Source organism: Mucilaginibacter sp. HD30, assembly GCF_054061755.1.
On the sequence record NZ_JBSSEO010000001.1, the window covers coordinates 3,246,530 to 3,260,944 of the forward strand.

Annotated in this window: 10 protein-coding genes and 1 tRNA gene; 7 read left to right on the plus strand and 4 right to left on the minus strand. The window is 41.5% G+C overall.

Annotated features, from left to right (window positions below):
- The first annotated feature begins 45 nt into the window (after nucleotides 1-45).
- Nucleotides 46-2,481, plus strand: a complete 2,436-nt coding sequence (gene ppsA, locus ACVW2L_RS15545; protein WP_457128875.1) for a phosphoenolpyruvate synthase — start codon at nucleotides 46-48, stop codon at nucleotides 2,479-2,481.
- Between the two features lie 66 nt (nucleotides 2,482-2,547).
- On the opposite strand, the gene ACVW2L_RS15550 is transcribed toward ppsA, so the two are convergent.
- The gene (locus ACVW2L_RS15550) at nucleotides 2,548-3,684 is read right to left on the minus strand and encodes an MBL fold metallo-hydrolase (RefSeq protein WP_457128876.1); all 1,137 of its coding nucleotides are present in this window, start codon (nucleotides 3,682-3,684) and stop codon (nucleotides 2,548-2,550) included.
- Nucleotides 3,685-3,897: 213 nt separating this feature from the next.
- On the opposite strand from ACVW2L_RS15550, the gene ACVW2L_RS15555 reads away from it, so the two are divergent.
- The 3 genes from ACVW2L_RS15555 to ACVW2L_RS15565 are packed head-to-tail and all read left to right on the plus strand — an operon-like array spanning nucleotide 3,898 to nucleotide 7,461.
- Nucleotides 3,898-4,788: a sialate O-acetylesterase gene (locus ACVW2L_RS15555; RefSeq protein WP_457128877.1), complete on the plus strand. Its 891-nt coding sequence runs from the start codon at nucleotides 3,898-3,900 to the stop codon at nucleotides 4,786-4,788.
- Nucleotides 4,789-4,809: 21 nt separating this feature from the next.
- Entirely contained in the window at nucleotides 4,810-5,580 is a 771-nt protein-coding gene (locus ACVW2L_RS15560; protein ID WP_457128878.1) for a carbohydrate-binding family 9-like protein, read from the plus strand.
- A 12-nt stretch (nucleotides 5,581-5,592) separates the two neighbouring features.
- Nucleotides 5,593-7,461, plus strand: a complete 1,869-nt coding sequence (locus tag ACVW2L_RS15565) for a glycoside hydrolase family 97 catalytic domain-containing protein (protein ID WP_457128879.1) — start codon at nucleotides 5,593-5,595, stop codon at nucleotides 7,459-7,461.
- A gap of 547 nt (nucleotides 7,462-8,008) precedes the next feature.
- Here ACVW2L_RS15565 and ACVW2L_RS15570 read toward each other — a convergent pair.
- A complete protein-coding gene (locus ACVW2L_RS15570; protein ID WP_457128880.1) occupies nucleotides 8,009-9,064 on the minus strand; it encodes a hypothetical protein in 1,056 nt (351 codons plus the stop codon).
- Between the two features lie 424 nt (nucleotides 9,065-9,488).
- On the opposite strand from ACVW2L_RS15570, the gene ACVW2L_RS15575 reads away from it, so the two are divergent.
- The gene (locus ACVW2L_RS15575; protein WP_457128881.1) at nucleotides 9,489-10,619 is read left to right on the plus strand and encodes a glycosyltransferase family 4 protein; all 1,131 of its coding nucleotides are present in this window, start codon (nucleotides 9,489-9,491) and stop codon (nucleotides 10,617-10,619) included.
- A 647-nt stretch (nucleotides 10,620-11,266) separates the two neighbouring features.
- Here the strand turns inward: ACVW2L_RS15575 and ACVW2L_RS15580 are convergent.
- Nucleotides 11,267-11,340, minus strand: a tRNA-Pro gene (locus ACVW2L_RS15580).
- A gap of 207 nt (nucleotides 11,341-11,547) precedes the next feature.
- Between ACVW2L_RS15580 and ACVW2L_RS15585 the strand changes: the two genes are divergently transcribed.
- Nucleotides 11,548-11,961, plus strand: a complete 414-nt coding sequence (locus ACVW2L_RS15585; protein ID WP_457128882.1) for a response regulator — start codon at nucleotides 11,548-11,550, stop codon at nucleotides 11,959-11,961.
- A 68-nt stretch (nucleotides 11,962-12,029) separates the two neighbouring features.
- Complete coding sequence (locus ACVW2L_RS15590) at nucleotides 12,030-13,394, plus strand: ATP-binding protein (RefSeq protein ID WP_457128883.1); 1,365 nt, start codon at nucleotides 12,030-12,032, stop codon at nucleotides 13,392-13,394.
- 373 nt (nucleotides 13,395-13,767) lie between these two features.
- On the opposite strand, the gene efp is transcribed toward ACVW2L_RS15590, so the two are convergent.
- A complete protein-coding gene (gene efp / locus ACVW2L_RS15595) occupies nucleotides 13,768-14,331 on the minus strand; it encodes an elongation factor P (protein WP_457128884.1) in 564 nt (187 codons plus the stop codon).
- Between the last annotated feature and the right edge of the window lie 84 nt (nucleotides 14,332-14,415).

Genomic DNA, 14,415 nt, shown 5'->3' on the forward strand with positions numbered 1-14,415 from the left:
GCGCATTTTTTAAGCATACGTTTGTATCATCAACATTTGGAAGCTATGAAAACAGTAAAGTTCACAATGAAATTGGCCGAAGCATCAATAACTGATATTGAAACCGTTGGCGGTAAAAATGCTTCGCTCGGCGAGATGCTGCAGAATATGGAGCAATTAGGCATTAAAATTCCTGACGGATTTATATTAACGGTTGATGGTTACTATGAATTTGTAAAACACAACAACCTTGCTGATTCTATTCGTCAGATTGTTGAGGCTACTGATATAGATGATCTGTCGCAACTGGCTGTCTGTGGTTCAAAAGTGCGCGATTTAATCAGATCAGGAAAGTTCCCTGCCGAAATGGAAAAGCAAATAGCCGAGCGGTATCGCATGTTGATATTAGATTACGGCGGTGTGAGCATGGATGTGGCCGTACGTTCTTCTGCCACGGCAGAGGATTTGCCTGACGCTTCATTTGCAGGACAACAAGATACTTTTCTGAATGTTCGCGGCCAAACCGAGCTGATGGAAGCTATAAAAAACTGCTTTGCTTCATTGTTTACAGACCGGGCGATAAGCTATCGCGCAGCTTTTAACTATGATCATTTTAAGGTTGGCCTTTCTATATGCGTGCAAAAAATGGTGCGGTCTGATCGTGGTGTGTCTGGCGTTGCTTTTTCATTGGATACCGAGAGTGGCTTTAAAGACGTCGTGGTAATAAACGCTTCATACGGCCTGGGCGAAATGATCGTTCAGGGAAGCGTGAGCCCGGATGAATATACTGTATTTAAACCCCTGCTTAAAAAAGGCTATCCGGCTATAATAGAAAAGAAATTAGGCGCCAAGCGCAATAAAATGATATACGGTAAAGGTGAAGGAATCAGCCTGCAAACGATTGATACCACCGAAGCTGAACAAGAAAAATTTTGCCTTAGCGACGCGCATATTCTGCAACTGGCCGATTGGGTGAGCAAAATAGAAACCTATTACACCACCCTTAAGGGCCACTGGTGCCCGATGGATGTAGAGTGGGGTGTTGATGGCACCACTGGCCAACTGTTTATTTTACAGGCAAGGCCAGAGACTATCCACTCCCGCAAAAACCACGGAACAATTATTCAATACAATATAAAAGATGCGAGCCGTGCGGAAAAATTGATCTTAAGCGGCATTGCTGTTGGCGACAAGATAGCATCTGGTAAAGTACACGTATTAGAGGGTGACAACATTAATCTGGCCGACTTTAAAGAGGGCGATATAATGGTTACCGACATGACGGATCCAGATTGGGAACCGGTAATGAAGAAAGCATCAGCCATTGTTACCAACAAGGGCGGCCGCACCTGCCATGCTGCAATTGTAGCCCGCGAGTTAGGCGTACCCGCAATTGTGGGTTGTGGCACAGCTACACAAATACTCAAAACCGGGACTGAGGTAACTGTGAGCTGTGCCGAAGGCGACAACGGCAATGTATACAGTGGCGTTATAGCCTTTGATATGATAAAACATAACGTTGCTTCGTTACCAGAAACTGACACGCCTGTAATGATGAATATTGCATCACCGGATATTGCCTTTAAATACGCGGGGTATCCATCTGCCGGCATCGGGTTGGCGCGCGAGGAGTTTATCATCAATAACTACATCAAAGTACATCCGATGGCTTTGCTTAAACACGAGGAATTGAACGACCCTGAATTAACTGAGATGATAACTACGCTGGCAAAGCCTTTCAAATCAGCAGAGGATTTTTTTATTGAAAAATTATCATTTGGTGTAGCTAAAATAGCAGCATCGGTATATCCGAAGCCTGTGATTGTTAGGTTCTCTGATTTTAAAACCAATGAGTATTACAACATGCCGGGCGGTAAATACTTTGAACCGAATGAAGAAAACCCAATGATAGGTTGGAGAGGCGCCTCACGTTATTATTCAAAAGCGTATCGCGAGGCTTTTGGACTGGAGTGTATGGCGATTAAAAAAGTACGCGAGGTAATGGGTTTAGATAATGTTTTAGTGATGATCCCATTTTGCCGCACCGTTACCGAACTATTGATGGTTTATGATGTAATGCAGGAATTTGGTTTGAAGAGAGGCGAAGCGGGATTAAAAGTATTCCTGATGGCGGAAGTACCGTCTAATGTGATACTGGCAGATCAGTTTGCTAAATATATTGACGGATTTTCTATCGGATCAAATGACCTTACGCAATTGGTATTAGGGTTAGATCGCGATTCATCTTTAGTAGCATCATTATATAACGAAAGGAACGAGGCTGTTAAATCAATGATATCTCAACTGATACGTACAGCAAAACGCATGGGTGTAAAAGTGGGTATATGCGGCCAGGGGCCATCAGATTACCCTGATTTTGCTCAGTTTTTGGTTGAGGAAGGCATTGATACCATCTCTGTTACGCCAGACTCATTCATGAAAACAACGCAAGCTATCAGTGATATAGAAATTGAAATGAGCAACAAACTAAAAAGCGCATAATACCCCTGTTAGATTTTGTTGGGGCGCGGTAATTACCGCGCTCTTTTTTATGCAATAGAACAGACGTTAATCCATAGCCCACCAATTGCTGCGCAAGGGCGGGCCGCTAACCGTGTAAGGCTCGCCAATTTTAGGGATGGTAACTGCAATGCCAAGATTTTCTGCAACCGGTAACATGGTTTTGATCGATTCGTTCCATCGATGATAGGCCTCGGCAAATTTACCCCAGTGTACCGGCAATATCATTTTTGCTTTCAGATCCGCAGCGGCCTGCGCCGTTTGCTCCGGGAACATGTGGTTCTGCGACCAGTTGTTGTTGTACTGTCCGCACTCCATCACAGCCAAGTCAAACGGACCCATCTGCTCGCCTATAGTTTTAAAATGACGGTTATAACCGGTATCGCCCGAGTAGAAAAGCTTAAAGCCATCTACCTCAATCACGTAAGATGCCCAAAGCGTTTTGTTTCCGGTAAATGTGCGGCCTGATCTGTGGTGCGCAGGCATGGCAGTTATATTTAGCTGCGGGTTTATGCTTATTGATTCGCCCCAATTAAGTTCCAGTATTTTCGCACTATCATATCCCCAATATTTAAAGTGACTGCCAATACCCATAGGCACAACCACCTTTTTAACTTTTTTCTTCAGCTTTTTTACGGTGTTGTAGTCCAGATGATCATAATGATCATGCGACACTATCAGTACATCAATCGGCGGCATATCTTCGGGTTTGTAAGCATCTGCACCTTCAAAAGCATTTACAGGGCCGCTGAACGGCCCGGCAAAACTGCTCAATTCCGGATCGAAAAGGATATTTGCTGTTTTTGTTTTGACAAGAAAACAGGAATGGCCAAACCATACAATAGTGGGCTTATCGGCCTTTAGGCTTAGCAAATCTGTTTTAACAACCCGGATAATGCTTTTTGGCCTAACAGTATCGGGTTTGCCTCTTAACATCCGTAACGGTCTTATTTTACTGAGGATGCCATTGCTATTATTAGGCGGACTATTAGATACCGCTACACGGCGGGGTGGCACATCACCTAAATTCAGGAAGCCATCTGCGGTATAATTAGGCAAGTCTTGCAACGCTGTAAGGTCCCTGCCGGAGGGATTTTTACCAACTGACCTGATCGTTCCGCATCCCATCGGAATTGTAAACAGAAACACTAAGTACAGATATGGAATTATAGTTGATATTTTCATGTTGGCACACACTTAACGTGTTAATATTACAGGTAGTATCAGGCGCCTATGCCACATACGCCCATATCCGACAAAATTGTTACAAAACAGGAATAAATACACCACAAATGAGGAATAAAACCTTTACAATTCTTTTGGTGATTATTTATAAATTGGCTGTGATTATCGCAACCGGCGATTAACCAATTATATTAATCAATTTATAAGCATTACATGAAACAACGCATTGCTACATTAACAGCATTTTGTGCACTTATATTAATCAGTGCAATATTTTTTCCGGCCTATAAACCGGTCGAAAAAATAAAGCAGGATAAGAAATTCTACATCTTCCTCAATTTTGGTCAGTCTAACATGGAGGGTAACGGGCCGGTGCGGCCAGAAGACACTGTTGGTGTAGACCCACGTCTCCAGGTTTTTGAAACAGTGAACTGCCCTAACCTGGGCCGCGAAAAAGGCAAATGGTACAAGGCAAAACCGCCGCTTTGCCGTTGCAATACCGGGGTATCGCCCTCAGACTATTTTGGCAGAACGCTTTTAGCAAATCTTCCTTCTGATGTAAAAGTGGGTATTGTAAATGTAGCTGTTGCCGGTGCCAAAATAGAAGTATTTGATAACACAACTTATCAAGGTTATATTGTTAACCAGGCGAGTTGGATGAAAAACATTGTTAAAGAATACAATGACAACCCTTACCAATATTTTGTTGATGCGGCTAAAGAAGCATCTAAATATGGAGTTATTAAAGGAATTTTGTTACATCAGGGAGAATCAAACCCTAACGATAGCTTGTGGACCAAAAAAGTAAAAGGCATTTATGATCATTTGTTAACTGACCTTAACCTGAAAGCGAAAAACACACCTTTATTGGTTGGTGAGTTAGTAAACGCAGATCAAAATGGTGCGTGTGCCGGCTTTAATAAATTTATTGCCACCATACCACAGGTAATACCCAACTCCTACGTAATATCATCTGCAGGGGCAACAGCTAAACGAGACAGGTTACATTTCACTTTTGATGGCTATAAATTACTTGGCACACGTTATGGCGAAAAAATGCTGGAGTTATTAGGCCACAAAGGGCCTGTTATAGCCGCTAATTAATCTACTTATATAACATAAATTATGATCCGTAAAATATTAGCCACAACAGCATGCTGCTTACTGGCATGCTTAAGTTTGAAGGCACAAACCGAAAAGAAATTTGTAATTGGCGAACTGCCAAGCTACAAAGTTGCAAGGGCCACAGAGCCCATTACTGTTGATGGAAAAATGAACGAGGCCGCCTGGAAAAACGCCGAGGTGCGCAGCCTTGATTATTTTTACCGTGCAGACAAACCAGTTGATAAACAAGCTACCAAGTTCAGGATGATGTGGGATGATACCAACCTGTATTTGTTCTATGAGTGCCAGGACACCTCGTTAACCGCGCGCGAAACTGCTTTTGATGCTCGCCCCTACCTTGATGATTGTGCCGAATTTTTTGTTGTTCCTATTCCTGACAGCGTAAGTATGCACTTTGGCTTTGAGATCAACATAACCAAAGCAGCTTACGATTATATGATGTTTTATAAATATTATAACAAACGCGATTTTTTTGTAAAGGGATATAATCCCGCTTATAAGGTTGAGGTTACCTATGATGGTACCATTAATAATGACAAGGACAAAGACAAAGGCTGGACAATGGAATTGGCTATCCCTATAGATGCTCTATCAAATTTTGGCCGGCCGCGTGTTGGTGCAAAGTGGGCTTTCCAGGCTGTGAGGCAGGATCGTAATCTTGTGGATGATCGTTTCCGCTCTTCATCAACCCTATATCCAATATATGATATAAAAATGGATGTTCACCAACCTAACCGTATGGGTTTAATGGAGTTTATCGCTCCAAAATAACAATATATTTATATGAAATTTATTAATATTCTATTTGCTGCTTTAGTGCTATGTGCATCAACAAACGCATTTAGCCAAACGGCAAGTGTAACATTGGCCAGCCCGGATAAGCGGATCTCGTTAACGGTATCAACCATTAACAAAAAACTGGTTTACAATATAAAAGCAGACAAGAACACCATAATTGATACATCGCCATTGGGGTTAATTGCAGACAGTACTGATCTTGGAGATAACGTTACTATAAAGGGCGCAGTAAAAAACAGTAAGATCAACGAGACCTATGCACTTATAGGCAACCATCCGGTGGCGCACAACCAGGCAAACGAAGCTGAAATACCGCTTATGGCCGCCGGCAAGCAAATGAGCCTTATTGTTAGGGTTTATAATGATGGTGTTGCCATCCGTTATACCATACCCTCCGGCGTTAAGCGTATTGACAGCGAACGCACATCATGGACATTGCCTGCCAAGGTTGATAAAATTGCATGGGCAGATTACTCGCAAAGCTATGAAGGCGTAAACTATGTAACCGCGCTGGATAAAGTGACAGAGGGGAAAACCATAATGGGGCCGGTTACATTTCAAACCAATGGCTACTACGTTTCGGTATCAGAAGCTGATGTCGAAAATTTTTCGGATATGTCTTTTATGCGCAACGGCAATGTGCTGAGCGCTTACTTCCCGTTTGCAAAAAAAGGATGGGAAGTTAAGCCGCCATCAACCACAATATATTTAAACGGTACCTATAAAGGGGTGCAGGTTACGCCGTGGCGCACTACCACGGTGGCAAGGTCGCTTAACCAACTGGCAAACTCAGACCTGATAACCAATTTGTGCCCGCCACCGCAAAAGGGTTCAGATTTTTCCTGGGTTAAACCGGGCCGCAGTATGTGGCAGTGGTGGAGCATTGGCGCGCCGAAGCTGGACGATCAAAAAAAATGGTTTGATGCAGCAGCTAAGCTAAAATGGGAATACTACCTTATTGATGATGGCTGGCGCAACTGGAAACAGGAAGGCAAGGATCAATGGACCTTGTTAAAAGAAGCGATAGATTACGGCAAAACAGTAGGTGTAAAATCTATTGTTTGGGTTGATTCAAAAGAATTTAGAAAAGCGCCTGAGCGCAAGGTTTATTTGGATAAGGTTAAAGCCCTTGGTGCGGCTGGTATAAAAATAGATTTTATCCCGGATGCAACTGCTGACATAATGCAGTGGTACGCCGAAACGCAGCAGGAATGTGCCGCGCTGAAATTACTGCTTAACTTTCATGGCAGCGTAAAACCAACGGGGTTAAACCGCAGCTTCCCGAACGATATTACACGCGAGGCTATTCGTGGCAACGAATATCACATGACCAGATACCGCCGTGTTATGCCGCCGCAGCATGATGTAACCGTGCCATTTACGCGCCTGTTAACCGGCCCTGCTGACTTTACATCGGTTATATTGAACCCTAAAGAGTTAACCAGCACAAAATTTACCTGGCCGCATGAGTTTTCACAGGCTATTGTTTACTTGTCGCCGGTAATACACTTTACAGATCAGTACCAGTTTTACCTGGACAACCCGATGTTTGATCTTTTTCAGGAAGTGCCTACTACCTGGGATGAGACACGTGTATTGCCATGCACCAGCATGGGCGATGTGGTTGCTTTTGCAAGGCGCAAAGGCACTACCTGGTGGGTTGGTGTAATGAACGGCGGCGAAGAGCGTGAAGTGAAGATCCCACTGGATTTTTTAACCAAAACAGTTAAGGCTTCTCTTGTTTATGATGGCGAAACCAATACCAGCGTTGACAGAAAAGAGCAAACCGTATCTAAAAAAGATGTTTTGACCATAAAGCTGCGCCCAAGCGGTGGTTTTGTGGCAAAGATGTAGCGCTTTAAGTACCCAGCGTATACTAATAAAAAAGCTCTGACGATTGTCAGAGCTTTTTTACTTCGTCGGGATGGCGGGATTCGAACCCACAACCTCCAGCACCCCATCATTGCCAAATACTGTCGGTAATGTTGTTAAATCTGTTTAAAATCGCATAAATTGAACATACCGGGCATCGTCCACCGTATACAAGATGCTGTTCATAAGATAAAGATAGTTGTTTCATATAAAGTTGATTTAGGTGAATAAAAGAATTATGATGCCCACACACGCTTATAGCAATCAAGTGCAAGATGGCAAAGGAATAAATGGATAGTGCGGCTGTATTGAGGGTTTATGCCGGAAGCTCTTGCACGCTTCAGAAGCTATAAGCGTAACTTTGTTAAGTAATTCTAATATCACTCCCCCTCTTCAATCCACTTTTATCTCCGACACTTTACCTTCTTTCCCTTATAAAGGATGAAGCTGAAATAACGTACTGCTGCCTTGACTAAGAAGTTAAAGATTGCTCAATGAATCATTGAAGCAGTAGATTACTATAGCGTTTTTATTGTGGTAACACAGCTATGCCATAACCGGTTCCTCCTTTTAAAGCTATATTGTTAATGATGTGGCGTTCTGAGTTTTTCCAATATAAAGGGCCTGTGTTGATATTGTTTATGTAAATGGATCCAGTTATATAAACATCGTTTTTATAGATGTAAATGTCGGTTGGGTAAGTGGACTCTTGAGCAGCAGTTAAATCTTTTAAGAGAATTTTGTCATTTTTCCAACATACCATCGTTTTTCTATCAACTGTACCTACCATGTAAACATCATTACCTTCAATGGCAATACTTTTAATAGTGGTTGGAACTGAGCCATCGCCAAGTTTGACAGCAATTCCATTTTTCCAATATGTGGCAACTTCATTTTTGCCATCAAACTCAAGTGTATACCCTACTGCGTATACGTCATTACCTTTTGAGGCTATTCCGTTCACAATCCCATGATGACCATCCGGAGCAGGAAGATTTACTAAAACATCGTTCTTCCAATAGGCTGGTATTGATTTAAAGGTTACTGGGTTAGTGTAGTTGCCTCCTATATAAAAATCGCTGTTATTAATAGCTATCGCATTATAGTTGTCTCTGCCAGATGATGATCTTGCGGCATTAAAACTGGATTCATTTTTCCAATAAACAGCAGAACCATTTTTGAAACCGCATGTGTAAACTATGTTGTTTCCTACAACAATGTCAACAGCAGAGCTTCCAAAATCACGATCTATATCAACAGGAGTACGTATTCCGTTTTTCCAATAACAGGCTATTCGATCCTTATCAGAAGGTTTCTTCAAGTATCCAGTTAGGTAAATATCTGAACCTTGAACAGTCATTCCTAAAACAGCTGCGCTTTCATCACTGTTATTTAAGAGTGAAAGTGCCTCATCTTTTAATACAAAAGCGCTATATTTCTTATTAACATCATCCCAAACTGTACCTGCAATATATACAACAGGATCTTTGTCATTTATAGAATTTGGCGCCGTTCCTGCTTTTTTACATGAGTAAAATGTCGTAACCGATAGCAAACACGTAATAGACCAAATAGCGTATCTCATTGAATGATAATTTAATAAACAAAGATATCTTAAAAGCGCGCGAATGGAATAACGCAGGATATATAAATAAATATTTCTCAACTACACTTTTACTAAAAAAGGGGTTATTACACCCCCTTGATATCAACTGTAGTTCTGCTTTGAAAAATTAAGATTTTGGGAAATCCCGTTTGTGAGTATCGAAAATCCATCTTCACCCTTAGCCTTTAAAAGGTAAAATGTGCAAATGCATATTTATTTTATTCCTGTTTTTATCTCGGCCATTAGGGTTGTAGTAGTGTTTTGCGTTTTAGTCGATTCAAAACTACTTACTGCAATTCCTTTTTTATTTCGTTTTTTTTTAACTTAATGACATTGCCCGATGGGACGCCCTGAAAAGAGCTGGTTTTAGCCCGGTATAAGTATAATTATGTATATTAGGTGTATGAAAATATCCTATTTTTCCCTGGATTCCGCAGAGAATATACATGCATGGTCTGGCTTAAATTACTACATTGGCCAATCGCTTGAGCAGCAGGGAGCACACCTTAATTATGGTAATAATTTGGGCTGGGCACGCATATATTCTTATCACCTGAAAAAGCACTTCTATAAACTTTTGGGAAAAGAATTTTTGTTTGACAGAACAAAGCCGTATGCAAAAAAGATTGCCGTAAATGCCGCTGCTGCTATACAAAACAGTACGGATGTTATATTTTCCCCTACCTCTTTATTCTATGCCTATTTAAAAACGGATAAACCAAAAGTGCTTTACTGCGATGCCACTTTTGAATTGTTAATTAACTTTTACGACGCCTTTAAAAACTTAAGTGCCGAAACTATTAAATACGGCAATGAAATTGAACGATTGGCTTTGCAAAATTGCGATTTAGCCATCTACTCATCGGCCTGGGCGGCAAACTCGGCCATCAATTTTTATGGGGCAAACCCCAATAAAGTTAAAGTGGTGCCCTTTGGGGCTAATATAGCCCACATCAAGCCTTTTCATGAAATAGAAAACCTTGTGCAAAAAAGGGGAATAAAAATGTGCAACCTGCTTTTTATGGGTATAGACTGGGAACGTAAGGGCGGCGTAACGGCTTTGAACGTAGCCCGGATACTTAACGAGATGGGACTGCCCACCAGCTTGCATATAGCAGGGGTACCCGAGATCCCTGATTTACCGCCCTATGTAAAAAGCTATGGTTTTATAAGTAAAAAAACCGAAGAAGGTCAACAACAAATAGACAAGTTATACGCAGATAGTCACTTTTTAATACTACCCACCAAAGCTGATTGCACCCCTGTTGTTTTTAGCGAAGCCAATTCAAACGGCTTACCGGTTATATCCACCAATGTTGGCGGCATACCCACTATTATTGAAAACGGCATAAACGGGATAACGTTTAGTTTGGATGCCGCCCCGCAGCAATATGCCGAGTATATATTTGATGTTTTTAACGACGAAAAAAGGTATCAGCGCTTGTGCATGTCATCTTACAAAAGATTTCAGGAGGTGCTTAACTGGGATGCTGCGGGCCGTACAATTATGAATTATTTAAAGGATCTTATTTAGAAATAAGGTAGCAAATATCTTTGTAGTAAGTTGCGGTAATGGCGGCATTACCACATTCATGGCCGCTTATAAAAATACCCGGAGGCTGCTTTGACACAACTAAACAAGCAGGCGGCAATTCGGCGATGATTTGTGAGATTGGGCGATAGTTGATGTTGAATTGAGCTCAACGCCCCCGTTGGTCGGTAAGTTCCATCCCCGGCCTAAAAAGAGTTTGGATCTGCGATTAGGAGCGTTCGAAAGATTAGGGTCCCCTGAAAAAGACGGTAGAATCACCGCCGGAAGTTTGAATAATCATAATAGTTAACAGATCATCCAACTCCATTTTAATACGTCTTTTGGCTGTTTTAAAGCCTACCTGATTGTTTTTTTATATATGTGAATCAGCATAGCTAAGATCATAGTCATATGTAAAATTATCTTAATCCCATTCAAATTCGTTGACATGAAGTGAGAGAAGTTCAATTCTAGTAAGGCGTATGAAACCCATCAACTAGGCAATACATCTTTTAAGTTGTGGTTATGACAGTACATTTTCAATGACTGAGGTGTATACGGTACCGTATACAAATGCCGTAAAAACTTCAAAAGAGCACATCCAATCAGTTATTTCAACCTCTTAATATGCTCTTTTATACTTGGTTCCGTCGGGATGGCGGGATTCGAACCCACGACCTCCAGCACCCCATGCTGGCGCGATACCGGGCTACGCTACATCCCGTTTTTGTTAATTTTTACGAGTTGACAAATATAAAAATTGACTCGAAAACTTGTCAAATAGTTTTAATAAAGTTGGGCTTTGGATATCTGTATTAATTACATAAAGTAAGGCGTTTGCGTAACATACTTGCATAAACATCAATCTTGTATGTTTCATGGAGCGATTGTTGTAGTATATTGATTTTCAGATCCTAATATTTATATATATATGAGCAAGCTAATCATGATTGACGATAACCCGATGGAACATTATATTATGCAGAAGATGTTTGACAAGCATAATCTGTTCCAGGATGCTGCCCATGCTGCAGAGGCGCAAGTGATTATCGACTTTTTGAAGGAGAACCGGTACAATACCGCCGAACTGCCCGATCTGATCTTTTTGGACCTGAATATGCCTATTTGCGACGGCTTCTCTTTTCTGGAACAATTTCAACGGCTTTGTCTTTCTTTTCAAAAACCGATCAGTATTTACGTCGTTTCGTCGTCTGTAGACGAAAACGATCACAGACGGGTTGCTGCTTACCCATTTGTAAAAGAATTCCTGATAAAACCTGTAACCAAAGATAAATTAGAGCTTATTTATACCAGTTACTTTAAAAATAGCCGTAAAGCGAGTTAAATGTGTACTATTGTAGTACCTCTTTATAAATTCACCGTGCTTAACCGATCGCTGCTACGGCAGCCCAAATGGATACCAACAGCTTAACCGCACAATTATTGATTGCCAACCAGGAAAAGGCCAAGCTGGAAGCAGAATTGATCTTAGCAAACATTGAACTGGATCTTCGGAATGAAGAAAAGATCAAACGCGCGAGTGAAATGATCATTGCCAATGAACAATTGGATGGGCTTATAAAAGAAAAAGCTAAACGAGCTGCCGAACTGGTTATAGCCTACACCCGACTGGACAACCAGGAGGCGGACCGCGAACAGCGCGCTTCAGAACTGATCCTTGCAGGGACGGAACTGGTTTTTCAGAATCGTGAAAAAGAAAAAAGAGCTGCCGAACTCATTGTTGTCAATAAGAAATTGGTACTACAAAACAAGCTGACAGAGAAACTGGCTGCTGAACTGATGGTAGCGAATAAAGAGTTGGTTTTTCAGAACCTGGAAAAGGAAAAGCGCGCCAACGAATTGATCATTGCTAATAAAAAGCTGGTTTTTGAGCACCAGGAAAAAGCAAAACGCGCAGCCGAACTCATCATCGCCAATATTGAACTAGATTTTCAGGATGAGGAAAAGGAAAAGCGTGCCGCAGAATTGCTGATAGCTTTGAAAGAACTGGGTTATCAGGATGAAGAAAAAGGAAAAAGGGCCGCCGAACTCATTATCGCCAACAGGGAGTTAATGGTGCAAAAATTGGAAAATGACCGGCGAGAAGTGGCGGAGGCCAAAAAGGACGAATTTTTCAATATGGTGAGTCATGAGTTTAAAACGCCGCTGACTAATATTAAGGTTATTCATCAATTATTAGAAAAGAAAACGGACAAAGCAGATAAGATCTACCCGTTTCTGGCCAATGCCGGCAACAGCATCAAACGCCTTGAGAAACTTATTGCAGACCTGCTGGATGTAACAAAAATCAATTCGGGCCAGATCGATCTGAATGTCGCCGCTTTCTATTTTGCCGATGCGCTTACTAATAGCATTGCCACCGTGCAGCTGGCAGCACATCATCATGAGATCATATTAGAGAACTCCATTGAACTCTTATATACCGGTGACCAGTTCCGGATTGAACAGGTGCTGATCAATCTATTAACCAATGCCATTAAATACTCTCCCAATGCAAGCCAGGTTATTGTACGTGCTCAGTTGGAGGCAAAGCAACTCGTTGTCTCTATACAGGATTTCGGGATCGGCATAGCTAAGGCAGATATTGATCACTTGTTCCAACGGTTTTACCGGGTTAGCAAAACGGCTTTGCAGTTTCAGGGTGTTGGGCTGGGTCTATACATAGCTTCAGAGATCATTAAAAAACATAAAGGCTCGTTTAGCATTCAAAGTGAACCGGGTAAAGGCAGCACTTTTTGTTTTCATTTACCTTTGTAAGGCGAGGACCCTGCGGACCACAATTACCGCTCTTATCCTTACAACGACAACTCAATAGGCCTCTCGCAAAAGTGTTGCTAAACTGTTGTTATTGTGTTGCTATACTGTTGCATTATATCGCAAAAAACAGTCAATTTTAGTAATTCACAATTATTTGATAACTAATGCATTACAAATTTTTTACAGCTAAATATCCCGACCAATAAGTTAGCAAGTTTAAAAAAACAACTATCTAAAAATCAAATGATTACCTTTTTTAAATAAGGGGGACACATATATTTTGCAACACCCGCATTTAGCGGGAAATTGGGTATAAAAAAAGCCCCTTGCAGAGGCTTATAAAATATTACACCCCCTTTACGGGACCGGGGGCTTATCCTTTAACTCTTTCTACATATGAACCGCTGGCAGTATCAACTTTAACTTTGTCGCCAATGTTGATGAAAAGGGGCACGTTAATTTCTGCACCGGTTTCAACTGTTGCTTTTTTAAGCGCTCCGGTTGAAGTGTCGCCTTTTACGGCAGGTTCTGTATAAGTAATTTCCAACTCTGCTGATCCTGGTATCTGTCCCATTATCGGCTCTTCGCTTTCAAAGGCAACAATAACATTCATGCCCTCTTTAAGAAACTTAACAGCCGGGCCAAACAACGCTTTAGGCACATTATGCTGGTCGTAAGTAGTGTTATCCATTATCACCAGCTGATCGCCGTCATCATAAAGATATTGGTAATCGTTGGTTTCAACACGTGCAATAGTTACGTCTTCATCTGTACGAAAACGGTACTCAACCAATTTGCCTGTTTTTACGTTGCGCATACGGGCCTGGTAAAATGCGCGCAAATTGCCGGGTGTGCGGTGTAAAAACTCTTCAACCTGTAATAACTCCCCGTTAAAACGCAGGATATTGCCATTTTTTACTTCGGATGCTTTAGACATAACAATAATAATTGAGGCGCAAACTTAGGGAGTTAAGGCGAAAGTTGCAAGAGGTTGAAATTGGTTCATGGATGATGGTTCATA